This is a genomic window from Candidatus Nitrospira neomarina (assembly GCF_032051675.1).
GTDB classification, from domain to species: Bacteria; Nitrospirota; Nitrospiria; order Nitrospirales; family UBA8639; genus Nitrospira_E; species Nitrospira_E neomarina.
In genome coordinates this window covers 3,761,139-3,787,046 of record NZ_CP116968.1, presented here as the reverse complement: position 1 = coordinate 3,787,046, position 25,908 = coordinate 3,761,139, and the positions used below count along the sequence as shown (strand labels likewise).

Below are 25,908 nucleotides of genomic sequence, written 5' to 3'. Positions count from 1 at the left end.
ACAGACAAGGAGGAGACACAATGAAGACATTGGCAATAGACCAAGAAGCAAAATCGGGAACGAGGCAGAACAATCAGCTGTCGCCTCCTTCATTGAAGGATCCTCTGTATATCGATGTCAGGACACCGCAAGAGTTTGAAGGTGTGCATATTTCCGGTGCTCGAAATATTCCCCTACCGGATTTGCATCGATATGTGAGCGAACTGAAAACTCTCTCTCGTGAGCACCGCATCCTGTTGATCTGCCGGACACAGAACCGGGTGAAGATTGCCTACGAATATTTAATTAACCAAGGCCTAACGAATTGCGGAATTCTGGAAGGAGGCATCACGGCCTGGGTTAATCAGGGCAAACCTGTCGTGCGGGGACAACAACGAATTTCTCTTGAAGGACAAGTGCGGGCCATCGCAGGGGTTTTGATTCTCGTAGGGGTTGGATTGGGCCTGACAGTTCATTCAGGGTTCCTTCTCCTCCCAACACTGGTAGGGGTTGGACTTCTCCATGCAGGACTCACGGACTCCTGTTTAATGGGAATGCTCTTGAGCAAGCTGCCCTATAACCGGATCCGGAAGTAAAGTGTTCCACGTGGTATTTTTGTCATCATTTCCATGGTAGAAAGTTTTAGCACATCATATCCATGGAGATGTCAGGGGGGTCAGGTGAAAAGTGAGTTGAATGGGAATGCGAGAAAGCTATGGCTAATAGCTATCATAATTCGCTCACCCTCAACGGCCCGGACCTCAGGAAAAACTTGGCGAAATAAGATCCTTCCAATGGTATGACTTTGTCGGCAGCCACCTTGAGCCACACCAGGGAAGCCAACTGGACAAGGCGTTCGTCATTATGAGCCTTGGCGTCAAATAATGGTCGTTCATAGAACTCCATGGTAGTATGCGGCGAATTTCACCCGGCTCCCAAGACCTTTCACATAGTTGAAAGGTTATTACTAATCAATATAAAGGAGGTTGCTATGCAGCGCTCAATCCGTTCATTTTTACTGTTAGGGACTTTTAGTCTATTTGCCATGGGGTGTATGACCACTCCAGCCATGAGCGAGGGGGGTGCGCCTGCCCCAGGACCTGCCCAAGGATATGACATCCATGTGCAAGCTCCTCACTTGATGCCGGATGGCACGCCAGGTGGACCATATCACCACTACTGCAAAGGGATTAATGACAAGATCCTGCAATGCCTCCTCTTTGAAACCACGGACGCCAATGCCCCTCTCGTGGCCATTGAATATTTCGTGTCCAAGGATCTTTCCCGAACTTTGCCGTTGATCCAATGGCACCGGTTTTTCCATGACCATAAACAAGAAATCGCTACCGGCCGCGTACAAATTTTAGATATTGATGATCCAGAAAAGGTCAAAGCCATTGCCGAAGCCGCGTCAAAGACCGACGGAGTCATTTATCATCTATGGCAAAAGGGGAAGGATTTCCCCGACGGAACAGTAACCTACCCACAATCTCTCGGGCATATCTTTAATCAACCGGAATAATCCGAGATGATCCCGGAGGTTCCCTTCTGGAATCTCCGGGATCGTTAGTTTACTTGGGGAGGCATTGATTTTGAACCTGCTTAAGGAAAATTTCCAGATTGGGTCGGGTTTTTTTGTTGCCGGGATAATCGGATTGGGTCTCGTGCATGCCGCGGACTTAGAAGTATTGAAACCCAGGGTTCCTTCTGAACAGATCCAGGAAGCCCGAATGAAAATGAATCCTTTCCCTTCAACCACGGAAAATGTTGAGAAGGGGAAACGCATTTTTCACGGAAAAGCATTTTGCGTCACCTGTCATGGACCCGAAGGCAAAGGCCTGGGTGACATTCCTGGCCTTCGAGGCAGGCTCCCACGAAACTTTACGGACAAGACCTGGCAGGCAGCCCGCACGGATGGGGAACTCTTTTGGATTCTGCAAAACGGCAGCCCGGGTACCGATATGGCCTCATTCATCCCCCTGGTCTTGACAGAAGACGAAGCTTGGCTTGTGATATCGTATGTGAGATCATTTGGAACCGGCACCGAATCGAGTGGGAAATAGCATACGTTCCTGTCACTCACGTACAGAGGAGGCCACCATGATAAAGAAGAACTATTTGAAGTTTGGAATCATTTTGGGCTTTGTTGTAGGCTGGGGCATTCCCTCCGTGGAAGCCTATGAAGTGTGGGTGACCGATCAATCCGACACGGCTAAGGAGAGTGGAGGCTTTCTATATGTATATGATGGCGCGCAACTAGCCGCTGATCCTGCCAAGACCAAACCGACCCTCACCCTAGACGTCGCCAAAGAGATTAATGATTTCTGCCAGAAATCCACACAGAAAAATGTCCGACGACCTCATATGATTTTTGTCACCAAAGATCAGAAGCACGCACTTATATCATTTTTATCCGGTCATGTTCTCGTGATGGACACCGCTTCCCACAAACCCGTCGCATGCCTCTCGACAGGGAAAAACGTCCATGCAGCCTGGCCCACTCCGGATCAATCCATGGCGATCGCCGCCAACATTGCCGAGAAGAAACTGATTCGGATTTGGACCAACTATCAAGAGGGAACCTTTTCCTCTGACCCCCAAAAAGATGTCTTGGATTTACAAGCACTAGAAAGTGGAGAACGGCCGGATAATGCCCCCATTTGCCCGATTACGGATGACACGAGCACCTATGCTTTCGTGACATTACGGGGAGGCGGATTACTGGTAGTCAACGTCAAGAAATCACCCATGACCGTCACCACCACCTTAACGAATAATGAAATTCATCCGGCAGGTTGCGGCGGCTATCAAATCGGGAACACGATGTATCTGAACTCAGGTGGCGGATGGCCCATCGCGCCGCTTTCCTATGACGTCTATGCTGTAGGCCTCTCGGGACTTCCTGACTCGGTCTCCGCTAAATTGATGTCTTCCCGCGACACATCATTTTCGGACTCACACGGGCTTTGGGGCATTGGGCGCTATCTCTGGAATGTGGATCGTGCAGGCAACATGATTGAGATATTTGATTCGGTCTCCAATTTCAGTGTGGGGTTCATTCAGCTTGTCGGGACACAAAGCGATGATCCGGCCCCGGACCTCATTGATTTTTCTCCAGACGGGAATTATGCTTTTGTAAACTTGCGAGGACCGAATCCCTTGACCGGAAATCACAAGGATGTCAATAATGCGAAAGGGTCCACGCCTGGGGTGGCCGTAATCAAGGTCTTACACGCCGGAAAGGGCGGTGAAGTGATAGGTATTACCCGTCTCACTAATATGGTGGAAGGAAAAGAGACTGCGGACCCGCATGGACTTGCAGTAGTTCATCCCTAATTTGTTCCGTTCGCGAGCACGGCCTCCTCCAGAGGCCATGCTCCGGACCACATCTAGGAAGGAGGACTTGGCGTATGACGGTTATGCCACTTGTTGTTCTTGCAACCTGGTTAGCGTTCACCTCAGTGGAAACTCCCACCCCCTCCGCGACCTTAGCTTTGCCTTCAGAACCCGACGAAAGTACTCGTATCGATGAAATCTACGACCAGGAATCTCGCCTGCTCCTGTCCCTGTATTCCTTGAAAGGAAATGGGAAAGCTGATTACGTCACGGGACGGACCGTCGAACAACATGTGCGAAGCACCTACGGAAATCCGGTATACTACACGTTAGAGTTTCCCATTTTTTATTGGTGGAACCATACGATGTGGAATGACCCGTTTGTCGATGGTGTCAACGGCAACGAACAGGTCTATCAGGAAGAAACCGATTTTGATGTGAGCCGATACAAACCTTGTGTCTTTAACGGACAACCCTGCTAGAAAAGCAGCTTCACCAGCAGGGTCTCTTCCCACAATTATCCATCTGGTCGCTGGCAGATTAAGGAAGGACTCCGCTCCCCAAAATCCCTCATATCAGGTGAATGATCTGTACGATAGCCAACTGTACTGGCTTATGAAAATGGGAGCCCGGGGACGCACATGATGCTGTTTTCCGGAATGGGTCTGTTGAAAAAAGCCGCCAGCGGCGTTCTCGCCATTTTTCCGTGCTCACGTACTACGCGTACGCTCCGCGCGAAAAAACGGCTGCGGCCTTGTTGGACGGACTTTTTTGAACCGACCCGGAAGCCTTTGATGAGTAATCTAATCCTGGGCTAATTTGTCCTTGAAAATCTTAATTATTCAACACTCTCCGGAATGGCCGATGACCGGATACGATAAGTGGGTAGTCAATTTGCCTTTGCACCAGGAAGGATAAGTGTGAAGGCCTGATCTGTACGATGGGAGGCTAGATGGGTTCATTGGGAGAAACACGGTAAATTGCCTTATGAAGGAAAGAAAACAGGGTATAGACCGTCGACATTTATTGAAGGGGAGCCTGGCTCTCGGGTTGGCAAGCCTACTCACCCCTAGAGGCCTCTTGGCCAACGATTCCCCAACGGTCACTCTTCCTTTCGAACGGGGTCGCCGTCCATTGGTGGCTTTTCCACAGAAGCGGCCCCTCATGGTGATGACCACAAGGCCTCCTCAATTGGAAACCCCCTTTCATATTTTTAATGAAGACATCTTCACGCCCAATGATGCATTTTTTGTTCGCTGGCATCTTGCCAATATCCCTCGCGAAATTGACGTGAACACCTTTCGGCTGACTATTCGCGGTCGAGTCAATCAATCCCTATCCCTGAGTCTTCATGAATTACACACTCAATTTGAGCAAGTCGAAATTGCCGCCGTCTGCCAATGCTCGGGAAACAGTCGCGGGTTTTTTAATCCCCGGGTGCCAGGCGGACAATGGGGAAATGGGGCAATGGGAAATGCCAACTGGAAGGGAATCAGACTCCGTGATCTCCTTCATCGGGCAGGCATATCAGGGGATGCGGTGCAGGTCAGGTTCGATGGCCTGGATCAACCCGTCGCACAAGCCACAGCGGATTTTCGAAAATCCCTGGCCCTTGATGATGCGCTCCAGGAAGAGGTGTTGGTCGCTCACTCCATGAACGGGGAGGCCCTCCCCATGCTAAACGGCTATCCCCTTCGCCTTGTGGCGCCTGGCTGGTATGCCACCTATTGGGTGAAGATGCTGAATGATATTGAAGTGCTCAATCAGGCCGATCAAAATTTTTGGACGACACAGGCCTATCGCCTGCCGGCCAATTCCTGTCACTGCGTAAAACCCGGAGAGTCCTTAACGGATACCGTGCCCATGGGCAAAATGCCCGTTCGTTCCTTTATCACCAATCTTGAGGAGGGTGGAACCATACCGGGAGGGGAACCTTGCACCATTTCAGGCATCGCCTTTGATCAGGGCCATGGCATTGATCGCGTCCTGGTCTCCGTGGATGGTGGACAACAATGGCAATCCGCCCGATTAGGAAAGGATTATGGTGATTTCAGCTTCCGCCCCTGGGAAGCCAAATTTATTCCGAAGCCCGGGCGTTCGTATGCACTGCAATCACTGGCCATCAATCGGATTGGAGAATCACAGCGATTCGGTGCCCGATGGAATCCAAATGGGTATCTTCGTAATGTGATCGAAACGGTGAATATTCAAGCCGGCTGAGGACAACTTTTGATGCGTGTTTGCATGGTCTTTATAGTGTTTCTGTGGGTTACAGGACTTGCGTGGGGACTTCCGGCCCCTGACCATGAAAGAGAACAGGTGTCCATTCTCAATCTTCCTCCTGATCCAATATCGTTTCAACCCGGCACTGGTAGTGCCATTGCAAGCCGGTACTGCCTCATGTGTCACTCGGCAGAATATGTGTATACGCAACCACCTCATGCCCGTGAGCATTGGATGGAAATCGTCAACAAAATGAAAATAACCTTTGGCTGTCCAATCTCGAATGAGGACATGGCTCCATTGATCGACTACTTGGTGACGCAAAATTCACTCCAGCCTTCACCTTCTGTTCCTCCCGCTCAGCATGACGAACAGAAGGAAACACCCGGTCAATCACCCACTCACGCTGGCAATCCCCAAAAAGGGAAAGCTCTCTATGAGCGACACTGTGAGACATGTCATGGACCTGGGGGCAAAGGGGATGGCCCTATTGGACAGGCCCTGATTCCCCCAGCCGCCAACCTCACGTTACTCGGCAAGCAATCAGATACCACCATTCTTGACACGCTTCGCAACGGCCGACCGGGAACAGCCATGCCTGCATGGAAGAACGATCTGAATACATTAGAATTGAATCATCTTCTTTCATTTCTTCGAACGTTAACTCCATAACCCCGATGAATCCTGAGAGCCTGGCTATTAGGCCATTCCATCAGCGGCCTAATCTCTTTCTTGAGTTTCCCCAATATTTCCACCATGAAACCTGAGAAAAATTCTCGTAAAAATTTTGGTAGTTGCGGTCACAAAAGGTCCCGCTTCCCCACCAATTTCTGTTAGAACATCTTTAACCAAATTTTGAGACCACTCCCATGCGCCATGTCAAAATTGTAGCCACGATTGGCCCTGCGACTTCATCCCAAGATTGTTTGAAACAACTCCTCCATGCCGGAGTCAATGTCGCCAGGTTTAACATGTCTCATGGAACCGCTGACTGGCACAAGACAACAATTCAACGCCTTCGAAGCCTTGCTCTTGAGGAGAAAATACCCCTTGCGATCCTTGTAGACTTGGCAGGTCCGAAGATCCGTCTGGGAGAACTCCCAAATGATGGGACCGTCTTGAAGAAAGGGCGGGGTATCATTCTGATTCCGAAGTCAGACCAAAACTCAAGGCACAACCAATCGGGGGATACTCTGCCGGTTAATCTTTCCCATTTCCCGGACGGCATGGAACCAGGTCAAATCGTCTTAATTGATGACGGAAATATGTCCCTCACCGTGGAAAAACAAGAAACCGACCGGCTGATCTGCAGAGTCCTGGTCGGAGGCCAGGTCACCTCACATAAAGGTGTCAATTTCCCCGGACTTCCACTCGACATTCCGGGATTTACGGAGAAAGACGCCGGTGATCTTCAAGTGGCCATCGACGTTCAAGCCGACTATGTCGCCCTCTCTTTTGTTCGAAGTCCGCAGGATATTCATACACTCCAAACGGCTTTGACTGATCGATCATCGCTGATTCCTGTCATTGCCAAAATCGAAAGACCTGAAGCCCTGACATGTCTTGATGAAATCCTTGATGCGGCAGATGGAGTGATGGTCGCCAGAGGTGACCTGGCGTTGGAGATCAGCCCGGAAGAAGTCCCCCTCCTCCAAAAGCAGATCATCGCCCAGGCCAATCGCATGGGAAAACCTGTGATCACAGCCACACAAATGCTCGAATCGATGACTCGAAATTCTTCCCCCACTCGCGCCGAAGCATCGGATGTGGCGAACGCCGTGCTGGACGGGACGGATGCCGTCATGTTGTCGGCCGAAACGTCCACGGGAAATTTTCCTCTCGAATCGGTCCAGGTTATGGATCGGATTATCCGACAAACAGAAAAGGAAATGTTCCGCCGAATCCAGAAATCCGATTCATCTAAGGAAACCGTGCGTTCGACTCCGGAAGCGGTTTGTGAAGCGGCCGTCTCTCTTGCAACATCTGTTGGTGCCCAAGCCATCGTGGTCTTCACCGATTCCGGCCATACAGCCATGTTATTGGCCCGCCATCGACCGACGGTCCAGATTATCGCACTGACTCCCTCCCCAGCCGTTACCCGTCAATTGATTTTAGTATGGGGCATTGTCTCATGTGTCTTTCCGCAAATTGATGCCACCGATGAACGAATCAATGCCGCCCAGGATCATCTCAAAACCCTCGGTCTGCTTCAGGAAGGCCGGCTCATTGTCATCGTCACCGGGGAACGCCTGGGACATTCCTTCGGAACCAATATCATCAAAGCCCATTTAGTCGTGTAAATTTCTGCAGGGAGAATGTTAGGAGCATGTCCCTCACCATCATCATTGTCGGTGGAGTGGCCGGGGGGGCGAGCGCGGCCGCTAAGGCACGTCGAACCAACGAAGCGGCAAACATTGAGATGTTTGAAAAATGGCCCTATGGGAGTGTTGAATAATTAAGATTTTCAAGGACAAATTTGCCCAGGATTAGATTACTCATCAAAGGCTCCGGGTCGGTTCAAAAAAGTCCGTCCAGCAAGGCCGCAGCCGTTTTTTCGCGCGGAGCGTACGCGTAGTACGTGAGCACGGAAAAATGGCGAGAACGCCGCTGGCGGATTTTTTCAACAGACCCCTATGTATCCTTTGCCAATTGTGGTCTCCCGTACTATGTGGGAAATACCATTCCGGATCGTGATGACCTTCTGCTCCAAACCCCGGAGCGGTTCTGGAAACGATTCAGGGTCCGGGTCCACGTGTTACACGAAGTCCTTCATATAGACAGAACGGCGAAATGTGTCCAGGTGAAAAACCTGATGACTCAAGAAATCACTTCTCACCCCTATGACACACTCATTCTGGCACCCGGTGCCGGGGCAATCATGAAGCTCACATTCCTCCTGCCCGACTCATTCCACTTGATGAACTGAGAGACCATCTTCAGCACCTGGATCCCTCTCAGGAAACCGTCGTCTATTGTCGTGTCGGATTACGCGGGTATCTCGCGGCACGCATTCTCCTCCAGCATGGCTTCACCCATGTCTTCAACCTCACGGGTGGCTATTTAAGCTTCCCTCAATAAAACTCGATTCCCCTCAATCCAACCAAACCAGTAAATCTTTGAAAGCCTGAGCAGTTAACGTGTTAACTCCATCCGTTAAATCAGGCTTAACGATCCATCATATTTTCGTTGCCACCCATTGCACATTTCACTGCAAACAACTGATTTCATTTATAATTTTTTCCCTTACTGCATGTGGCATTTGGTTTGCCTTTGTTATTGGCATGAAGAAGAGAAATCGAAAGGTGTCTTAACAAATTTTACCGAAGGAGGGTGCTCATGGAGCAAACAGCCAGTCAATTTCGAACAGCGGCCATGTTCAGCGGTCAAACATCCTTGGGCCGGATCTTGGTAGTCGATGACGAACCTGATGTTCGCAAAGTTGTGAGGTTGTCATTGGAAAAAGCCGGTTACGACGTGATTGAGGCCGAAGACGGGCAACAGGCCGTACAAGAAATCAAAAGTGAAGAAAACCCTCTGTTACTGGACGTGATCCTCACCGACATCCGAATGCCAAAACTGAATGGACTGGAGGCTATTCAGTTTTTTCAAAATGCATTCCCGCATGTATCGTTGATTGTGCTGACCGGATTCCCGGATTTAATCATGGCCACATCCTTGATGAAGAATGGGATTATTGACTATTTGGTCAAACCGGTTGAAAAGGAGAAACTTCTGACTGCGGTTGCGAAGGCCATGGATCAACGGGAGATCAACCATTTATAAGAATAAGAAGAGGGGTCAACCCTCCCTCTTTTTTGGCGAAAAAGTCCTTTCGAAATTAGAAAACCTGTGAGGAAACCTTCTAGCCTTTCATTTTGGTGTTGATTTTGCTCTGGCATTAGGAAAGCGCTGGGCATGGGTTTTACGAGTCAAAATACCCCAAATTATGGGCGCTTGGGATGGGGAGTTTTTCCCCATTGAAATTCAAACGAGGTCTTTTAAATCACAAAACCCCAAACATGATGATAATTTCCTGTCTTTCTTAACTCTTTTTTTGGAGGTTTCCCCAATGAATCACACGAGGAGTGTCCACTTACATCCGCAAAGCCATGTTTTCATTTTCACGGTGGGCGTCCTTTTCTGTTTCCTTTTTCCCGGTTCTCTTTTTGCCGCTGACGGAAAAGATGCAGAGTCCCTGATCAGCACCACCTGTTCGACCTGTCATAAGTTTCAGGGCGAGGGAGAGAGCCGCTTTAATTTAAAGGCTCCGGATCTCATGTGGGGGGGCAGCAAGTTTCAGCGGGATTGGTTGATTCGATGGCTGACGGGGAAAGAACCGATGCTGTATGCCAAGAGTTACCGTTGGGATCAGGGCCAACAACCTGACCAGCACATGACCGTTTCTCAACAGGAAGCTGAAGGCCTTGCTGACTATTTTGAGACACACCTACAGGACCCTCGAGTGAAACCGGGGTCCATTGATATGTCGACCTTTAGTAAACAGGAGGCAAAGTTTGGAGAGGAAATCTTCATTCAACATTCCTGCATTGGCTGTCATCAAATTATGGTGGATGGGAAAAAGACCGGAGGCCCGCAGAGCGCCTCATTCTTTAATTCAGGGAAACGGCTGAAGGCTGATTGGATTTATCGCTTCAACTCCGATCCCCCCGACTTTGTTCCACACAGTGGAGAGTTTGTCGGAGATGTCAGTGCATTGGGGCTGCGATATGTCACGGGGTTTATTGCGACCAGAGGGAATGAGGATTTTTCTTATTATGAACCATGGAAGAGCGCTGATTTCAACCACCCGAATGTCGAAAACGGGGCCAAAATTTATCAAGAATATTGTGCACAATGTCATGGGGCGGAGGGCAAAGGGGATGGCCCGGCGGCTTCAGGCTTGGAACCCAAACCAGCCGTGCATGCCAATATTCCCTTTGAAAAAATTCCATTGGATTATCTGTATAACGTGATCTATTACGGTGGGAAAGCGGTTGGGAAGTCTTCCATGATGCCGTATTGGGGACTGACCATAGGCCGGACAGAAGGCGTATCCGATGTCATTTCCTATTTGAAGACCACGTTTAAGGGTGCCCCGGAAATGGCGAGTGCGGCCTCACAATCCGGAGGACCATCAGGAGTCTGCCCACAACCACGCAATACCAAGCAGGCGCCTGGAAAATTTCGTAATATGACCAGTCCGTTACCCCCTTCTCAAGAGCACATCAAGGCGGGAGAAAAATTGTATCACGAAACCGCTCAACCCTTGGCCTGTAAGCAATGTCATGGCGATAAAGGGGACGGACAAGGGCCAATGGGGGCAGCGTTGATTCCACATCCTCGAAACTTTACCTGTGGAGAAACGATGAAAGATATTTCCGACGGACAATTGTATTGGATTATCAAAAACGGATCTGCAGGAACCGGCATGATGGCCTTTTCCGGTATGCCCGATGACCAAGTTTGGCAATTGATTCAGTACCTCCGGACGTTGGCCAAATAAACTGGAATTTGGTTCAGACCCTTCGGCGGGGGTGACAAGAAATTTTATTTCAGGGACTGGAGACATCTTCTCCAGTCCCTAAACCTAACGAGTAGGAAGAGGATCATGGCCCCAACACCAGAAAATTCACAGCAGGACAATACCGACCTTTCACAAATTCTGAAACATCTTGAACAACACCACGCCCTCATTTTACAGGCCGCCGGTGAAGGGATCTTCGGGTTGGATCTGGAAGGTCGGCACACTTTTGTGAACCCGGCAGCCGCGAACATGTTGGGCTATGAGCCCCAGGAGTTGATCGGCCAACCCAGCCACTCTCTCTGGCATCATACCAAAGCCAATGGCACCCCCTATCCTCAGGAACAATGTCCGAACTATGCGACCTATAAGGATGGCCAAGTTCATCGAGGCGACAACGAAGTGTTTTGGCGAAAAGATGGGACCAGTTTTCCCGTCGAATACACCAGCACACCTATTCGGCATGAAGGAGTCTTGGTCGGTGCCGTGGTGATTTTTCAAGATATTACGTATCGGCGGCAATGCGAAAAAGCCATTGAAGAATTTCGTCGACACAACGATATGATTTTACAAGCCGCCGGTGAGGGAATTTTCGGGTTAGACCTCGAAGGACACCACACCTTTGTCAATCCCGCGGCCAATGCGTTATTAGGTTATAAACCAGGGGAGCTATTTGGCACACCCAGTCACATCACCTGGCACCATACGAAATCTGATGGCTCTCCTTACCCGGCGGAAGAATGCCCCATTTATAGGGCCTATAAGGATGGGCTGGTTCACCAGGGTGAGGACGAGGTGTTCTGGAAAAAAGATGGGACGAGCTTTCCCGCCCGGTATACAAGCACCCCAATCTGGGATGACCAGGGAAAACTTGCGGGGGCAGTGGTCACGTTTCAGGATATCACTGAGAAAAAACGTATGGCGGCTCAGTTAGTAGAAGAAGCCAAACTTGCGGAGGTGACAAGAGTTCTAGGGGATATCGGACACGATATCAAAAACATGTTGATGCCTGTGCTTTCCGGTGCCGATTTATTGAAGGATGAATTGGACGAACAGTTCCCCACCTTAATCCAGGAAAAGGCAAAAGGAGCGGAGAACAGTTATGCCAACAGCCTGGATCTGATACGTATGATCGTTACCAATGCCCGACGCATTCAGGACCGTGTGCGTGAAATTGCGGATGCCGTCAAAGGTGTGACTAGTCCTCCACATTTCACACCCTGTCGCATAGGAGAAATTGTGAATGGAGTGCTCGACACTCTTCGCACCTACGCCGCAGAAAAAGGGATTACTCTCCTGACCAATGGTCTTGATGCCCTACCTGTCATTGATGCCGATGAACGTCGCTTGTTCAACGCCTTCTACAATCTCATCAACAATGCCATCCCGGAAGTCCCACGTGGAGGGTCAGTCACGGTCGGCGGATCTCCAGGACCGCGTCCGGATACTGTCGAGTTGACGGTAGCCGATACGGGGAGAGGCATGGCGCCTGAAGTTCGAGACCGCCTCTTTACCGCTCAGGCTATTAGCACCAAAAAGGAGGGAACCGGACTCGGCACAAAAATTGTGAAAGATGCCATCGACCTCCATCACGGTCACATTACGGTCGAAAGTGAAGAGGGCCACGGAACAACCTTTCGACTTATCCTTCCCATCACTCAAATCACTTCATCTCCAGCCAGGTCTGGGAAGGCATGACTTCAGGAAAGGCGGGGAGTATTCAGATGACGTTCAATCAACCTCATGCGTCACACGCTGGAAAACGTTAATTTTTTGTCGGTACGACCAATCATCGAAAACAAGGACAATGAGGACGCCTTCGTCCGAACCGGAGACTCTTGTCTCATTCGATTTCTCCCCATACAATGAACTCAAATTCCGCTTCAAAAGATAGTTTCATTCAAACTCGGGAGATTTCATGACGTTTCTGATGTCTGAGAACTTATCCGCATGGCCTTGGGCAGGGTCATGGATTCGTTATCTTTTCATGCTATCCAAGGAAGACAAGGACACATTTACCTCCCATTTTTTCCTTTCGTTCTTCCGGTAATATTTCATCGCCAATTATGGTTGATATTATCCACGTTGCTAGTTAAAGCATGTCGCACGCCTCTGACGCCTCAGGCTCTATTCTTTCACCCGCTCCTTTTTCAACCTAATTTCTCATGGACTTCCACTACCTGTTGGCGCTTCTGTCTGGTGGGATCGTCGGCGTGCTGTTAGGGGCCACAGGAGGGGGCGGATCATTAGTGGCCATTCCCTTATTAGTGTATGTCGTTGGCGTACCGGTTCAAAATGCCACGACCATGTCACTCATCGTCGTTGGCTATTCGGCCCTCTTTGGGGCATGGCATGAGAGTCGCCAGCAACGTGTTCACTTTGTCTCTGCTATGTTGTTCAGCCTGACCGGTATGGTCGGTGCTTGGGTTGGGGCTCATGGCCACCAACTCGTTCCGGACTCCTTGGTTCTTTTTGCATTTGGCAATCTGCTCCTGTTTATTAGCATGTGGACGTTTTGGAAAAATTATGAAGGAGAACACAACGACGTTCCGAGCGGATGCGCAAAGGAATTCTCCTGGCGCTGTGCGTTGAAAGCCCTCACGTTCGGATGGGGAGTTGGCCTATTGACCGGATTTTTTGGAGTCGGAGGAGGGTTTCTCATTGTTCCCGCCTTGATGTTTCTCATGGGGTTTCCCATTCGCTTAGCTATTGGCACGTCACTGTTGATCATTGCCCTTATTTCCATCGGCGGGGTAATTGGCCATTTCGAGGGGGCGCACCTGGATGTGGTGCTAACAGGATTAGTGTTACTCGGCAGTGTTCTCGGGTTACTGTTTGGCTCACAAGTCACTCAATCGATTCCTGCTCACCATTTAAGACGGGGCGTGGCCATTTTAATCGGATTCATCGGAATTTTATTAATCATGGCCAACGCGAGGCCACTCATCTTTTAGGATTGGGAGAGTTTTTTCAAGCGGAAGGCGTATCTTCTGAAACCGGTTTAAACAATAACATGACGTCGCCCTGTTCCAGCCTATGGTTTTTTTGAAATTCCCAGGGTGAAATAATCGTTCCTTGCCGATACACCCGGAGTAGCACATCCGGCTGTAAATCCAAAGCCGTCTTCCCGACATCCTGCTTCTCCACTGTTCGTTCCTGGATATTGACTTTTCCCCCCGCTGTCAAAAAATCCTCCAAATAATCTGCCAAATATTGTTGGTCCACTGCGGCCGCCAACATATATCCGCCATATGTTGCCGGGGAAATAATCGTTTGCGCCCCCCCTTGCCGAAACAGTTTGACGTTTTCTTCTTCCTTCGCACTGACAATGACCCGACAACGGGAATTCAAATTACGGACAGTTAACAAAATGAGGGCATTGGTATCATCCCGCCCAGCCGCAATAATGACCGCTTTGGCTTCATTGAGGAACGCACCAAATTTCAGCAGCCCTTCCTGCGTGGCATCGCCTCGGAGTGCCACGACTCCTAATTCTCCCGCAATGCGTACTCGTTCCTCACCGGGATCGATGACCAGAATATGGTCAGGGTTTGTGCCCTTGGCGAGCAATTCTTTGACAGTCGAGTATCCGGTATGCCCGAATCCGCAGATGACGACATGTTGATCGAGTGACCTCTGGAGTTTTGCCATGCGAAATACCTCGGTAAATTGCCTGAACGCTAATTGATAGGCGGTCCCTAAAAAAATGACCCATAGAAATATGCGGACCGGCGTCACGACTAATGCATCAATCAGGCGCGCCCGCGTAGTAACCGGCACAATATCCCCATAGCCGACGGTGGTCACCGTGACCATCGTGAAATAAATCACATCTGAAAATGAGATCTCCCCGTCTATCTGATCCTTAAGCCCGTTTCGATCCAACCACAAAATCCCCGTCAAAAAACAAAACAGCATGACCACCAATATAATTCTGCTCAAGAGGGTGCGAAACGGATCAAGGTCGGTAGGCATGTAGACCACCCGCCTAAAAAAGAGGCGGGAGGCCTTTCGGGAAGAATGGGTTCGGAATGAGAAAGCCACTTTTTCCTCTTATTTCTTATTCAGAAACCCGTTACCCTTGACCCGTTAAGGGCCACATGAAGACTAAGAGAGGAAGGGAGACCACAAGAATTAACAACTCTAAAGGCAATCCCATCCGCCAATAGTCCCCAAATCGATATCCCCCGGGCCCCATGACCAACAAATTATTTTGATGCCCTATTGGAGTCAAAAAGGCGCACGATGCCCCGATAGCCACCGCCATGAGAAAGGGATCTGTACTCACCCCAAGATTCAGGGCCACCGCGACACTTAATGGTGCCATGACGACGGCCGTTGCCGCATTATTCATGACATCCGACAAAGTCATCGTCATGACCATAATCAGGCCTAAGAGCAGTACGGGGGGAAACTCCTCCATCATGCCAACCAGAAACTGAGCCAACACGGTCGTTGCTCCACTTCGTTCCAGTGCTTGCCCAATAGGTATCATAGCCCCCAACAATACCAGGACCGGCCAATCCACGGCTTGATACACATCTCTCGGAGATACAATATTGAACAGGACCATCCCCAAGGCGGCACAAATCAATGCAATCGGAAGTGACGCCAATCCGGACATGGCGCTGCCCAAGGCCAGGGCGAATACCCCCCCAGCCAGCCACGCCTGACCAGGCTTCACCAACTGAATTCCTCGCTCGGCCAAGGGAAGACATCCGAGGAGTCCGATCACTTCCAGGACCCGGTCTTTTTCTCCCTGCAGCAGCAGTACATCGCCGGCTTTAAACCGAAATTCCCTCAGCCTGCCACGGTAAGGAGTGCCCTGACGAGATGCTCCCAACAGGTTAATTCCAAACCGGCTTCGCAGCTTTAAAGAACCCGCCATCCGCCCGACCAACCATGAACGATCAGGCGGCACGACAGCCTCCAACAGCATATCCCCATCCTTACCTGCGGATGGCTTTTTTTCAGATTCCTGACCCTCTTCCTTGGGCTGCGTTCCTGTTAACTTCAAACCCAATGTGGACACAAATTTATTAATACCTTGCGGTCCTGCCTCAAGGACGAGGACATCGCCGACTTGAATGTGTTCCCTCCAAGCCGCCCCCCGAATAGATTGGTCACCCCGCACCAACCCAATAATTAAGGCGTCAGAATCTTCAGTGGCCAATTCCAGTTCTGACAGAGATTTGCCTATTGCCTTAGAATTTTCAGGCACTTCAACCTCTGTTAAATATTCCTGTATTGAAAACAGGTCTTGCGGCGCATTTTGAGACCGTCGGGCAATGGGAATGAGACGCCAACCCACTAGCGCCACAAAGAGAATTCCCACTAGCGCCATGATTCCTCCTACGGGAGTGAAGTCGAACATCCCGAATGGCTCGCCGGCGACTTCTGCGCGGTAATGGGCCACAATGATATTAGGAGGTGTCCCAATAAGAGTAACCATACCCCCCAAAATCGTTCCAAAAGCCAAGGGCATCAACACCACGGCCGGGGACCGCTTGGCCTCAACGGAGGATTGAATAGCCACCGGCATCAGTAACGCCAGGGCTCCCACATTATTCATGACGGTTGAAATCAATCCACCGAGAGAAGATAAGACAGCCACATGGAGGGACGGGGAAAGAGACGTTGCGCCCTTGACATAGCGCGTAAGCATTTCCACGACCCCCGCGTTACTCAATCCACGACTGATAATTAACACAGCCGCGACGGTGACCACGGCAGGATGACCAAATCCTAAAAATGCTTCTTCGGAGGGAACGAACCCCAACACGGTTGAAAGAAGCAAGGCACTGAGGGCGACCAAATCATAGCGCCATCGTTCCCAGATAAAGAGCACCAACAGGATTCCCATTAGGCCCAGGAAAAAGAGGTGGTCACTATTCACAAATGAGATGAATCCTCTATCAGGGCATCGATGATGGGGGTGGGAAGGGGAGGGAAGCTGCCAAAACACTCCTAAAATCTATAACTATACGCCATAACATGGCATACTCAGGTCATTTTTAGACTTCTTAAACAATATAGCGTATCAACGTTGGGAATGAAATGTTTTACAATTCTTATCCAGGAGGGGAAAAATAGCATTCACGGACTGGGGATTCTCCCGGAAAAGGTGGGCCCACGTATGCAGAGCTGAATGCCGGCTTGGAGATCATCCCCATGGGGGGCATGCCCAATAAATAACTAAAACAAGAATTGTCAGGCAAACTCAAGCAGTCAGGCCGGAATAACCAAAGATGAAAAATTGGAAGAGTTTCGAGGAAAGAACTATACCAGGGCCATGTGAATAAGAAAGTTAAATCTAAACACACCCGATTCAGAAACGCCGGAAGAACCGGGAATTTAATCTATTGGTTCCAGGTCCTGGCCACAGCGGAGCAGAGAGAACTTTATCCTGCACCAGGAGTCAATCGGTACCTGAGAGAGTTTTTCCTCCCAAGTCCCACCGGATCTCTCAAAATTTTCTGTCCGCCTTTTTAGGCCGTCAATCGAGCAACAGGAGTCCGTGGAGCTCTTCGTAGCCGCTTCCGAAATGGAATAACCTGCGCCTGAACCGGACCATCAGTGCGATGATGATTAATGACGGGGTCCATCAGGTTCCCGCACATAATACATCGATACGCTTTGATCCAAAGTTCTCCCATCGCGCCCTTGATGTCCAGACAGTCATCAACCACCATAAGCCCATCACATCGTACACACTTCATAACTCTCCCTCCTTTGAAAGCCTCCTGCTTCCCACTCTTCTCAACAGGTGAGTCAGTGCATCACGCGTGCCACGCACCACGTGAGATCTCGAAAAGCACCACTTAATTAGGTGTGTATGATTGCGGAAAATGAAAGGAGATCACTAGACAATCGAATGAATTTTTGGAGTCTACAATATTTTGTGATAAAAAAAAAGAGCAAACACACATTTTGTGTGCATTGGAAACATTGACTAAAAATTAGGCATCATGCTCGTCTTTAAAAAAAATTATTTTTTTTGACTTACCTCTCACCGGAGCCCCCTTCGCCTTTATCGGTTCAAAGAAAAATATGGTGAGATTTGGCAGGCTAGTGGATATTTTGACAGGTTCTTTATGAAGCTGGCTGTAGACCTGGCCCATCAGTGAGACCCTTTGTTTTGAGTATGAGAATGTCAAAAGTACTTCCCAAGCCGGTCGGCCTAGTGAGCACATCAATCTCTTCTAGATCAGACTCCCTAACACCCGTTAGCCCTTTATAATCCAGAATTCCAACATTTCTCAGCCATGTTCCTTGCGGGATAGGCCCTGCTACCTCAAAACCAATTTCCTCTGCGATGAAACAAACAGCCGTATAATCCACATCTGCCGTCAAGTCTTGTTGGCCCACAGCGAAAAACGGGTCATACACTTGTTGCTGGTGATAGTAGGAACGAAGAGTCCCATTTCTATGCCGATGTGAATATAAATTTGAGGCGCGATCCCCATAATCGATAAAAATTACATACCCTGGATCCACAACTCTCCATATGCTTTTGAGGAATGGTTTCAATTCCAAACAAATTTCTGCGACTTGCCCTCGCCCAAGCTTCACCCCATCATCACTCAACCGGTCGGCTAGTTCCCTCGTTGATAGAGCACCCGGTTGCTCACAAAACTCTCCCTCCTCGTCCAGATCCACATACAACTCCAATACTTCCTCATGGCCCATTCCCATTACTCGATGAACGGGTAAGGCATCAAGCACTTCGTTCCCGAACACAAATGTCGGTCCTGGGGCTAAACAGTCGATATTGTTGATCGCATGCAATCCTCTTTGTTTTTGCTTCTCTCGCAACCCGGGGCTTGGGTCTAGAACTAGATATTCATGAGCGTTTTCAAGACAAGAAATAATATTGTTACCCAACTGGCCTGTTCCTCCACCTAATTCCAAGACCCGCAGGTGAAATCCCAACGCCTTCTCGGCATACGTGATGGCTTTGGCAATGGCATATCCAAAAGCCGGGAATCTTGCATTGGTGTCAAACGGCCCATCATGACTTCCAATTTTGGGTGCCTTTGCATAAAACCCCATAGTTTCGTCATATAAGGCCGCCGCCATAAAATCCCTGAAGGTCATTGGCCCTTGTGTTCGAATTCTGGCTTTTAAAGCCTTCCCAAGCTCCGTATCAATCCGGTTCAAGACAAGTCCAGGCAAAATTTGTTGGTTGCGTAAGTGAAAAAAGGCATAGAACGAGGTAGGAGCAGATCATGAAACATGATGTGGAGAAAATATCTCACACAAAAAAAGGGTGCCATTGCTGGCACCCTTCTCCTGAGTATTCAACCTGCAAAAAGTAAATTACTTAATAACAGTCGATTTGGCCCCTGCCGGATTCGGGTTGGTTTTGTTGAGCGGGCCTTCGACTTCAGGCAACCGACCAGCACCACCAGAATTTATGATCCGGCCACGATTAGGATCACTAACATCATTCTTAGCAGCTTTGCTGCCAAATTCTTGAGAAGACAACAGGCTCTTTTCTCCTCCTGCATTTGTTTGGCCAGGATCATTAGCTGTAGCTTGACCGGTCACTGGAGACTTCCCAGCAGCCGGATACCCCGGGTGAGCTGGTAACAACCCTGGATTGGCAAAGGCCATTGATAGCGCGAAGGTGCTGGCACCCACCGTTCCAAGAAAAATTCCAATCCCTTTCATAAGACCGCTCCTTTGTTGGTTATGACTGGTTAACAATAGAAAATGGTCTGGATATGTACATAGCCCAATTTATTCAAATAGAAAAGGCGATCTTATTCAGATTGACCGGTAGTGTCAAGCTTACCCAACCAAAATAGGGAAAATTTTGAAATGGCACCGCCTCAGGTACTTGCTTTGGTTCCATCAAGCTGGACGGCGTGGCCGATATGGCGTTCTTGGTCGTGGGGCTGGCATGAGAATAGTGACGGTCGTTCCCTTATCTGGCTCGCTAGCGATACTGATCTGACCCTGATGCTCCTCAACGACTTTTTTCACGGTCGCCAAACCCAATCCCGTCCCTGATCGTTTTGTGGTGAAATAGGGTTCAAATACCTTATCCACAAATTCGGCCGGTATGGGCACTCCATCATTGGCAATAATTATCTGAAGTTCCGGTTTTCGGGCTCTAGTGAGCATGACTTCCACCCGTAAATGCCCTCCTGGAGACATGGCTTCAATGGCATTTTTGAAAATACACAGGAATACATGCTGCATTTTCAATTCATCCCACCGGACTTGGGCCAACCGAGCCGGTACTTTTTTGAGGACCTCAATCCGATTTACGCGAATGTCCGTCGACACCAACGAAAAAGCCTTATCCAATAAATCCTGAACCCGGCACATTTTTCGATCAAGTTCCAACGGTTTGGCAAAGTCCAGAATTTCATTTAAGACCGTTTCAATACGAATCATATCCCGCATGGCATTTTCCACCCGGGTTTGCGAATCGAAATCAAGGTCGGCATCCGTCGTAATTTCTTCTAACTGAGCCCTGATAAACCCAATAGGTTCACGGATTTCTGTAGCCAGAAACGAGCTTACTTCATGCAGTGCGGCACGTCGCTCTTCCTTACGAACATCCCCTCCCTCCGATTGAGCAGTCATCACCTGCCCTTTGAGAGCAGGTTGCTCGGGTTGAATCGGGGCAACCTCCATGACAGAGAGATGACACGATGGGTCTTCAAACAATTCCACCAATTTGGTCGTAATGGCCTCTAGGCTTTTCGATTCGCTCCCAATTTGATCGAAATTATTAGGATTTTTTGACGCTAACGTAACGGTCCCCGCCACTCGTCCCCTGACGTAAAAAGGAACGACAATGGTCGACGCGAACCGATCACGATAGAGCTGTTTATAGTCGTGAAAACGCCCTTGGGTTGAAGCCAAATTATTGTCACAGCGGGGCTTTCGATGACGAACAGACCATCCGGAAGCCGAATCATCTAGCGAGAGAAGCTGCCCCGGGCTCACATCCTTTTTCTGGGTTCCGAATACACCCAACACTTCCAGCGTCGCGGCAAGAGGGTCATAAATGCTGACCCAGCCACGATCAAAAGACAGTCCCCCATTGACTTCTTCCGTCAAAATGCTCCCTATCCGCTCTTGAACTTCCGCATTCGAATACGTTCGGGCCACGGGCGCAGGCCCCTCTTCTCCAGCCACACCCGATGCCAATGGTTCATTACCCACTACTGGCTTGCTCAAGATCAGTGAGGAACCAAATAGTCCTGCTTTCTTTAATTCTGTGGAAATATGCGAGACATTGGTGGAGAGAGTCGTCTTTTCTCTTTTGGTCAGCGCGGAATTTTCTCTCCTGGCCAATACCAGCGTGCCATACACTCGGCCGCCAAACTTTAAGGGAAGGACCAAGGCAACCTTGCTCCCAGGAGTCACCATGCGAATTCTGAGTACGCTCTCCAACTCCCCGCCCACCCCGTTACGAACGGCCAGATTTTTCAAATCCTCCATTGAAAGTGCACGAAGAATCGCGCGGACTTCTCTTGGAGAAAACCCCCGGGAAACCTGCTCGACCAAGGGCCCACCATCATGAGTCATAATCGCGACCAAGACCGCTTCCATCCCGACCTCATTGACCACGGAGGTCAGAATCTTTTGAAGGGTACTTTGTTGCTTGGTAGCTAGTGTGGATTCAAGACGATTGGACATGCATGCGTTTCCTCTCAGAATATTTGCGCACAATGAATTGTCGGATATGCCGATGGTTAAGGGGGCGAAGGGCTTTTCCCAGTCTCTAAAAAATCCCTGAACCCCTCCTTAAGATTAGGATAATATATCCAAGGAGTTGTCTCGTTAATTTATATGGCGAATTTTTCGACCCGAAGAAGGATGCGTGACAATTTCTATTCGGCCTTGCTCGGAAATCCAGAGATTTAATAATCCACTCACCAGACTAATAATGATCGCACCACCCACCGCTGGCCAAAATCCAGAGACAATAAATCCTTTCACCAGAATGGATACCAGATAGAGCAGGAATCCATTAATGAGAACCATGAATAGCCCTAGTGTTACGAAAATAAATGGTGCTGAAAGTAGATAAAGCACTGGGCGGATGATGGAATTGAGGAATGCAAGAATAACCACTGCGGCAATCCCCGACGCAACCCCTGTAATTTCAATGCCAGGGATTATCTGGCTCGCCAACAATACCGCAAACCCCGTGATCCCGCATCGAATGAGAAATCCCTTCATGGTTGCATCATAACGGCCCTGCGGTAGTGGCCTCAAGCGACACGACCCGCAATGGGGTCAAAAATTTTTGAGGATACCACTTCATCCCATCTCAAGACTCGGCAATATGGAATTGAACTACCTTCGTCACAATGAAGAGAGATGCACTGTGGTGAGCAGAAGGTAAATAATGTAACGTTCAATGCCCATCAGCATTTCCCCAATTTAGAAGTCCCGAAAATTTAATTTACAGGCCAGGATATCACGCTAGAGGCAAATACTTAGTAGCAACTTCCATTTCACCACCTCACGACCAATGGGGTCTGTTACGTTTCCGCCCCCCTCCATCCAACGATACCTTAGATAATAAGAGAGGAATCCGACGAACGCTCATCCCCGCATTCCGCCCGGGTCCAGGCCTATTCACCCATAAAAACAGTTGCCCGCGTGAGGCCGAAAAACCTGCCTGTCAGCCGGTATCCAAAGATATTTTCCCACACGGAGCATGGCCCTAAAAAAGACAAAAGCATCCGGCATGAGATACCAATGTGGGCGGGCAGAACAATAAATTCCACAATTTGGCTATGGTGATGGGCAAAGCTTGCGGAGGAGAGATCAGCCGTATCCGTGCTGGCGAAACCACTGTACGGCTTTTTTGAGTGCTGTTTCCACCGGGGTTTGGGGAAGCGACAGTTCCTGGCGCGCCTTCGTGCAATCATAATGCATGTGATACTTGGCCATCCGCACTCCTTCCAAAGGAATTCTGGGTGGACGATGGGTGACCAGATTGGCAATCCATTGATTCACATGCGCCATGGGAAGGACAAGCCTCCAAGGCAATTGAAGCCGCGGGGCAGGCACTCCCGTTAGTCGGCTGAGAATCTGACATACTTCTTTCAGTGTAAGATTTTGATTTCCCAGAATATACCGCTCACCCACCCGACCACGCTCCATGGCCCGGATATGCCCTATGGCCACATCCTCAACATCCACCAAATTCATCCCGGTCTCAATATACGCCAACATTCGGCCACGCATAAAATCAACAATAATTTGTCCAGTTGGAGTGGGCTTAACGTCGCGCTCTCCCACTGGAGCCGTTGGATTGACAATAACCACCGGCAACCCCTCTTGAGCCATGCGAAGGACTTCCTGCTCAGCCAAAAATTTTGATCGCTTATAATCCCCTGCCAGCTGAGCCAAGGAAGGAAAGAGGGTTTCATTTCCAAGGCCTCCTTCATCAGGCAACCCGATCGCACCAATTGTGCTAGTGTAGACGATTCGTTGAACGCCTGCCTCCCTTGCTGCACGGAATAAATTTTTTGTCCCCTCGACATTGATGGCATAAAAGATTGAAGGGTCTCTAGCCCACAACGCATAATGCGCCGCCACATGATATAGCCCTTCGCAGCCGGCCATAGCCTTCTTGAGGGACAAGGGATCCTGCAAATCTCCCACAACGGTTTCGACGTGTAACCCTTCAAGATTTTTTAAATTACTGGTGGGCCGAATTAATACACGGACCTCATCTCCTTTCGCAACGACTGCTCGTGTTACCGCAGCCCCAATGAAACCCGAAGATCCTGTGATAAGTACTTTCATAAAAATCTGAGGTTGCCAATGCACTCAATCACAATACCGCATGACTTGCACCAACAAGACTGTTGTCAATGAGAAGGGATGGGAAACTGTGTAATGTCGCTTCAAGACCGCAGCGCGATACTAGAGAAAATCAAGACCGTCGCGCCATTATATAAGTGGCAATGTGTCGTAAGGGGTCAGCCTGTTTATCAAAAGTATTCAATCGGGCTATTGCCCGCTGGACACATTCCTCTCCCAGTTGCCTCGCGCCTTCAATCCCAAAAAATGAAGGATAGGTCCGCTTCCCTCTTTTTTCATCCGTTCCTGCATCCTTTCCCAATTCCTCCCGCGTCCCCACCATATCCAACACATCATCGGCAATCTGAAACGCCAGCCCAATATCCTCGGAATAGTCGGTTAAACATTGCATTTGCTGGGTCGTGGCCGCTCCGATAATGCTGCCGATCCGGACTGCGGCCCGAATCAGACGCCCTGTTTTAAAGGTGTGGATTTGCTGGAGGTGCGCTAAATCAATCTCCTGATTTTCAGCCTGAATATCCATGACCTGTCCGCCCACCATTCCCTGGTGCCCTGAACCATTTGCCAGTTCCCGCACAATAGCTAACTGCTGAGCGGACGAGAAACTCTCTGTTCCATCAACCTGACTGCATAACTCAAACGCCATGGTCAACAACGCATCACCTGCCAAAATCGCCATGCCATCGCCAAATACTTTGTGATTGGTTAAGCGGCCGCGCCGATAGTCATCGTCATCCATCGCGGGAAGGTCATCATGAATAAGAGAATACGTATGAACGAATTCCAAAGATGCGGCGAACGGTAACATGGCGTCACGGTCATACCCCAGCGCTTGGGCAGCGGCAATCGTCAAAATCGGACGAATGCGTTTTCCTCCACCCAATAGGCTATACCGCATGGACTCATACAGTCGTTGAGGATTGGCCGAGAGCAGAGGAAGACTCTTCTCCAAAAACTGGTCAATCCGTTGGCGCTGTTGATCTAAATAGGCTTGTATGTTCACAAAGGAGCGAATAGACGACGTGGAAGGATGGATGGAATCGTTGGTGACCCTATCAAATGGATTTTTGGAGTGTCAAATTGTGATCCTAAAACTCAGGGATATAGACAGTAAACGGGTCCCACAAATTTTCTTCATTGTTTTCATCTGAATTACTCAGTATACTTTTCTTTCATGAGCATTCGAAATCGAGCCGGAGATTGGGAGCCCCTGTTATTGGGTATCGAACCCGAATTGTGCGGGGTATGTCATGAAGGCCTGTACCGAAACCTTACCATGCTCCGTGGAGGATGGTCTCGTTGCAGCATCTGTGAACATTTCGTTCATTATAGTTGTCTGGCTAGTGGAAAGGTCTCCTATCTGAAAAGACGCCCGCGTGTGTGCAAAACGTGCGCAGACCAGCAGTCTCTCCCCCAACCTGCCATGTCCACCCCTTCGGTGCCTGCCGAAGTCAAATAATGGAACATCCAGGGATTTCAACCCCACCAGCTATGGGTTCTCCTCGACTTTCAGCATCATTTCTCCATTTTTTTCTGGCTCCCATCCTTTGTGCATTTAGTGGTTTTCATACAGCCAGCTATTTGTTCGTTGGTCTCTACACGTGGCCTCGAACCAGTCGGGTGCTTGTCCTGACCATTGGTATGCTTATTTTCTCATATGAATTCATTTATAAAAACCATTTGTCACGCCCTACTTCCACATGGAAATATTCTTCTTTTGAATCGGTATTCTATACCTGCGTCATTCCCTATATCATCGGCGCAGGAGCACTCTTGGTCCTCGCGGGCCTGTCAGAGTAGGGCAGCAATTCTGCCAAAATACCCTTCAACCTGTATTGATCTGCACTTCTAGAGAGGATACAACCATGAAAAATGTGGAATTGACTGTCAACGGAACGATGCTAACAATTACGGTAGACCTGTCGAAGGATTTTGGGCCCTCTTCATCGGGCAAAACAACGATCATTGCCTCAACCGAAGGCAATGTCTCAATACCCGATCGAGAAGAAAAAATCGGGCTGAATATTTACAAGAAAAAACCCTAG

The 25,908-nt window shown here is 49.4% G+C and carries 25 protein-coding genes; 16 read left to right on the top strand and 9 right to left on the bottom strand.

Annotated features, from left to right (window positions below):
• Positions 1–20 precede the first annotated feature (20 nt).
• The 15 genes from PQG83_RS16310 (at position 21) to PQG83_RS16245 (ending at position 14,013) form a co-directional block, all read left to right on the top strand.
• The gene (locus PQG83_RS16310) at positions 21–575 is read left to right on the top strand and encodes a rhodanese-like domain-containing protein (RefSeq protein ID WP_312743274.1); all 555 of its coding nucleotides are present in this window, start codon (positions 21–23) and stop codon (positions 573–575) included.
• A gap of 395 nt (positions 576–970) precedes the next feature.
• Entirely contained in the window at positions 971–1,501 is a 531-nt protein-coding gene (locus PQG83_RS16305; RefSeq protein ID WP_312743271.1) for a DUF1264 domain-containing protein, read from the top strand.
• A gap of 70 nt (positions 1,502–1,571) precedes the next feature.
• The gene (locus PQG83_RS16300; protein ID WP_312743269.1) at positions 1,572–2,042 is read left to right on the top strand and encodes a c-type cytochrome; all 471 of its coding nucleotides are present in this window, start codon (positions 1,572–1,574) and stop codon (positions 2,040–2,042) included.
• Positions 2,043–2,079: 37 nt separating this feature from the next.
• On the top strand, positions 2,080–3,315 hold the full coding sequence (locus tag PQG83_RS16295) for a hypothetical protein (protein ID WP_312743266.1): 1,236 nt from the start codon (positions 2,080–2,082) through the stop codon (positions 3,313–3,315).
• Between the two features lie 74 nt (positions 3,316–3,389).
• Positions 3,390–3,797 (top strand): C2 domain-containing protein, encoded by a 408-nt coding sequence (locus PQG83_RS16290; protein ID WP_312743263.1) that lies wholly within the window; start codon positions 3,390–3,392, stop codon positions 3,795–3,797.
• Between the two features lie 505 nt (positions 3,798–4,302).
• Positions 4,303–5,535 carry a molybdopterin-dependent oxidoreductase gene (locus PQG83_RS16285; protein ID WP_312743260.1) on the top strand — a complete coding sequence of 411 codons (1,233 nt, stop codon included), beginning with the start codon at positions 4,303–4,305 and terminating at the stop codon, positions 5,533–5,535.
• A 12-nt stretch (positions 5,536–5,547) separates the two neighbouring features.
• Complete coding sequence (locus PQG83_RS16280; protein WP_312743258.1) at positions 5,548–6,210, top strand: cytochrome c; 663 nt, start codon at positions 5,548–5,550, stop codon at positions 6,208–6,210.
• A 197-nt stretch (positions 6,211–6,407) separates the two neighbouring features.
• Positions 6,408–7,838, top strand: coding sequence for a pyruvate kinase (pyk, locus tag PQG83_RS16275; RefSeq protein ID WP_312743256.1), 1,431 nt, complete (start codon positions 6,408–6,410; stop codon positions 7,836–7,838).
• Between the two features lie 26 nt (positions 7,839–7,864).
• Positions 7,865–7,993, top strand: coding sequence for a hypothetical protein (locus PQG83_RS16270; RefSeq protein WP_312743254.1), 129 nt, complete (start codon positions 7,865–7,867; stop codon positions 7,991–7,993).
• A gap of 123 nt (positions 7,994–8,116) precedes the next feature.
• The gene (locus PQG83_RS16265; RefSeq protein WP_312743251.1) at positions 8,117–8,464 is read left to right on the top strand and encodes an NAD(P)/FAD-dependent oxidoreductase; all 348 of its coding nucleotides are present in this window, start codon (positions 8,117–8,119) and stop codon (positions 8,462–8,464) included.
• Positions 8,428–8,616, top strand: a complete 189-nt coding sequence (locus tag PQG83_RS21055) for a rhodanese-like domain-containing protein (protein ID WP_376753604.1) — start codon at positions 8,428–8,430, stop codon at positions 8,614–8,616. Before PQG83_RS16265 ends, PQG83_RS21055 begins: the two co-directional genes overlap by 37 nt.
• A gap of 258 nt (positions 8,617–8,874) precedes the next feature.
• Positions 8,875–9,321, top strand: coding sequence for a response regulator (locus PQG83_RS16260; RefSeq protein WP_312743249.1), 447 nt, complete (start codon positions 8,875–8,877; stop codon positions 9,319–9,321).
• A 286-nt stretch (positions 9,322–9,607) separates the two neighbouring features.
• Complete coding sequence (locus PQG83_RS16255; protein ID WP_312743247.1) at positions 9,608–11,041, top strand: c-type cytochrome; 1,434 nt, start codon at positions 9,608–9,610, stop codon at positions 11,039–11,041.
• A gap of 105 nt (positions 11,042–11,146) precedes the next feature.
• Complete coding sequence (locus PQG83_RS16250; RefSeq protein WP_312743245.1) at positions 11,147–12,757, top strand: PAS domain S-box protein; 1,611 nt, start codon at positions 11,147–11,149, stop codon at positions 12,755–12,757.
• 467 nt (positions 12,758–13,224) lie between these two features.
• The gene (locus PQG83_RS16245; RefSeq protein ID WP_312743243.1) at positions 13,225–14,013 is read left to right on the top strand and encodes a sulfite exporter TauE/SafE family protein; all 789 of its coding nucleotides are present in this window, start codon (positions 13,225–13,227) and stop codon (positions 14,011–14,013) included.
• 16 nt (positions 14,014–14,029) lie between these two features.
• Here the strand turns inward: PQG83_RS16245 and PQG83_RS16240 are convergent, their stop codons facing one another.
• The 9 genes from PQG83_RS16240 to PQG83_RS16200 all read right to left on the bottom strand — a co-directional run bounded on the left by PQG83_RS16240 (position 14,030) and on the right by PQG83_RS16200 (position 24,866).
• Entirely contained in the window at positions 14,030–15,034 is a 1,005-nt protein-coding gene (locus PQG83_RS16240) for a potassium channel family protein (protein WP_312743241.1), read from the bottom strand.
• Positions 15,035–15,134: 100 nt separating this feature from the next.
• A complete protein-coding gene (locus tag PQG83_RS16235) occupies positions 15,135–16,955 on the bottom strand; it encodes an SLC13 family permease (protein ID WP_312743238.1) in 1,821 nt (606 codons plus the stop codon).
• A gap of 592 nt (positions 16,956–17,547) precedes the next feature.
• Positions 17,548–17,778 (bottom strand): hypothetical protein, encoded by a 231-nt coding sequence (locus tag PQG83_RS16230; protein ID WP_312645826.1) that lies wholly within the window; start codon positions 17,776–17,778, stop codon positions 17,548–17,550.
• A gap of 373 nt (positions 17,779–18,151) precedes the next feature.
• Entirely contained in the window at positions 18,152–19,219 is a 1,068-nt protein-coding gene (locus tag PQG83_RS16225; protein WP_312743234.1) for an SAM-dependent methyltransferase, read from the bottom strand.
• 159 nt (positions 19,220–19,378) lie between these two features.
• Positions 19,379–19,732, bottom strand: coding sequence for a hypothetical protein (locus PQG83_RS16220; protein ID WP_312743231.1), 354 nt, complete (start codon positions 19,730–19,732; stop codon positions 19,379–19,381).
• 183 nt (positions 19,733–19,915) lie between these two features.
• Positions 19,916–21,718 (bottom strand): ATP-binding protein, encoded by a 1,803-nt coding sequence (locus tag PQG83_RS16215; protein WP_312743229.1) that lies wholly within the window; start codon positions 21,716–21,718, stop codon positions 19,916–19,918.
• 144 nt (positions 21,719–21,862) lie between these two features.
• On the bottom strand, positions 21,863–22,264 hold the full coding sequence (locus PQG83_RS16210; protein WP_312743228.1) for a phage holin family protein: 402 nt from the start codon (positions 22,262–22,264) through the stop codon (positions 21,863–21,865).
• A gap of 594 nt (positions 22,265–22,858) precedes the next feature.
• Positions 22,859–23,845, bottom strand: a complete 987-nt coding sequence (hpnA, locus tag PQG83_RS16205) for a hopanoid-associated sugar epimerase (RefSeq protein WP_312743226.1) — start codon at positions 23,843–23,845, stop codon at positions 22,859–22,861.
• A 130-nt stretch (positions 23,846–23,975) separates the two neighbouring features.
• On the bottom strand, positions 23,976–24,866 hold the full coding sequence (locus tag PQG83_RS16200; protein ID WP_312743224.1) for a polyprenyl synthetase family protein: 891 nt from the start codon (positions 24,864–24,866) through the stop codon (positions 23,976–23,978).
• Positions 24,867–25,728: 862 nt separating this feature from the next.
• Here PQG83_RS16200 and PQG83_RS16195 point away from each other — a divergent pair.
• Positions 25,729–25,908: a hypothetical protein gene (locus tag PQG83_RS16195; protein ID WP_312743221.1), complete on the top strand. Its 180-nt coding sequence runs from the start codon at positions 25,729–25,731 to the stop codon at positions 25,906–25,908.

Excerpts from the sequence above, each read along its gene's own strand:
- PQG83_RS16310 (WP_312743274.1), top strand. The coding sequence starts at position 21 with ATGAAGACATTGGCAATAGACCAAGAAGCAAAATCGGGAACGAGGCAG.
- PQG83_RS16305 (WP_312743271.1), top strand. The coding sequence starts at position 971 with ATGCAGCGCTCAATCCGTTCATTTTTACTGTTAGGGACTTTTAGTCTA.
- PQG83_RS16295 (WP_312743266.1), top strand. The coding sequence starts at position 2,080 with ATGATAAAGAAGAACTATTTGAAGTTTGGAATCATTTTGGGCTTTGTT.
- PQG83_RS16290 (WP_312743263.1), top strand. The coding sequence starts at position 3,390 with ATGACGGTTATGCCACTTGTTGTTCTTGCAACCTGGTTAGCGTTCACC.
- PQG83_RS16285 (WP_312743260.1), top strand. The coding sequence starts at position 4,303 with ATGAAGGAAAGAAAACAGGGTATAGACCGTCGACATTTATTGAAGGGG.
- PQG83_RS16280 (WP_312743258.1), top strand. The coding sequence starts at position 5,548 with ATGCGTGTTTGCATGGTCTTTATAGTGTTTCTGTGGGTTACAGGACTT.
- pyk (WP_312743256.1), top strand. The coding sequence starts at position 6,408 with ATGCGCCATGTCAAAATTGTAGCCACGATTGGCCCTGCGACTTCATCC.
- PQG83_RS16270 (WP_312743254.1), top strand. The coding sequence starts at position 7,865 with ATGTCCCTCACCATCATCATTGTCGGTGGAGTGGCCGGGGGGGCGAGC.
- PQG83_RS16260 (WP_312743249.1), top strand. The coding sequence starts at position 8,875 with ATGGAGCAAACAGCCAGTCAATTTCGAACAGCGGCCATGTTCAGCGGT.
- PQG83_RS16255 (WP_312743247.1), top strand. The coding sequence starts at position 9,608 with ATGAATCACACGAGGAGTGTCCACTTACATCCGCAAAGCCATGTTTTC.
- PQG83_RS16250 (WP_312743245.1), top strand. The coding sequence starts at position 11,147 with ATGGCCCCAACACCAGAAAATTCACAGCAGGACAATACCGACCTTTCA.
- PQG83_RS16245 (WP_312743243.1), top strand. The coding sequence starts at position 13,225 with ATGGACTTCCACTACCTGTTGGCGCTTCTGTCTGGTGGGATCGTCGGC.
- PQG83_RS16240 (WP_312743241.1), bottom strand. The coding sequence starts at position 15,034 with ATGCCTACCGACCTTGATCCGTTTCGCACCCTCTTGAGCAGAATTATA.
- PQG83_RS16230 (WP_312645826.1), bottom strand. The coding sequence starts at position 17,778 with ATGAAGTGTGTACGATGTGATGGGCTTATGGTGGTTGATGACTGTCTG.
- PQG83_RS16220 (WP_312743231.1), bottom strand. The coding sequence starts at position 19,732 with ATGAAAGGGATTGGAATTTTTCTTGGAACGGTGGGTGCCAGCACCTTC.
- PQG83_RS16215 (WP_312743229.1), bottom strand. The coding sequence starts at position 21,718 with ATGTCCAATCGTCTTGAATCCACACTAGCTACCAAGCAACAAAGTACC.
- PQG83_RS16210 (WP_312743228.1), bottom strand. The coding sequence starts at position 22,264 with ATGAAGGGATTTCTCATTCGATGCGGGATCACGGGGTTTGCGGTATTG.
- hpnA (WP_312743226.1), bottom strand. The coding sequence starts at position 23,845 with ATGAAAGTACTTATCACAGGATCTTCGGGTTTCATTGGGGCTGCGGTA.
- PQG83_RS16195 (WP_312743221.1), top strand. The coding sequence starts at position 25,729 with ATGAAAAATGTGGAATTGACTGTCAACGGAACGATGCTAACAATTACG.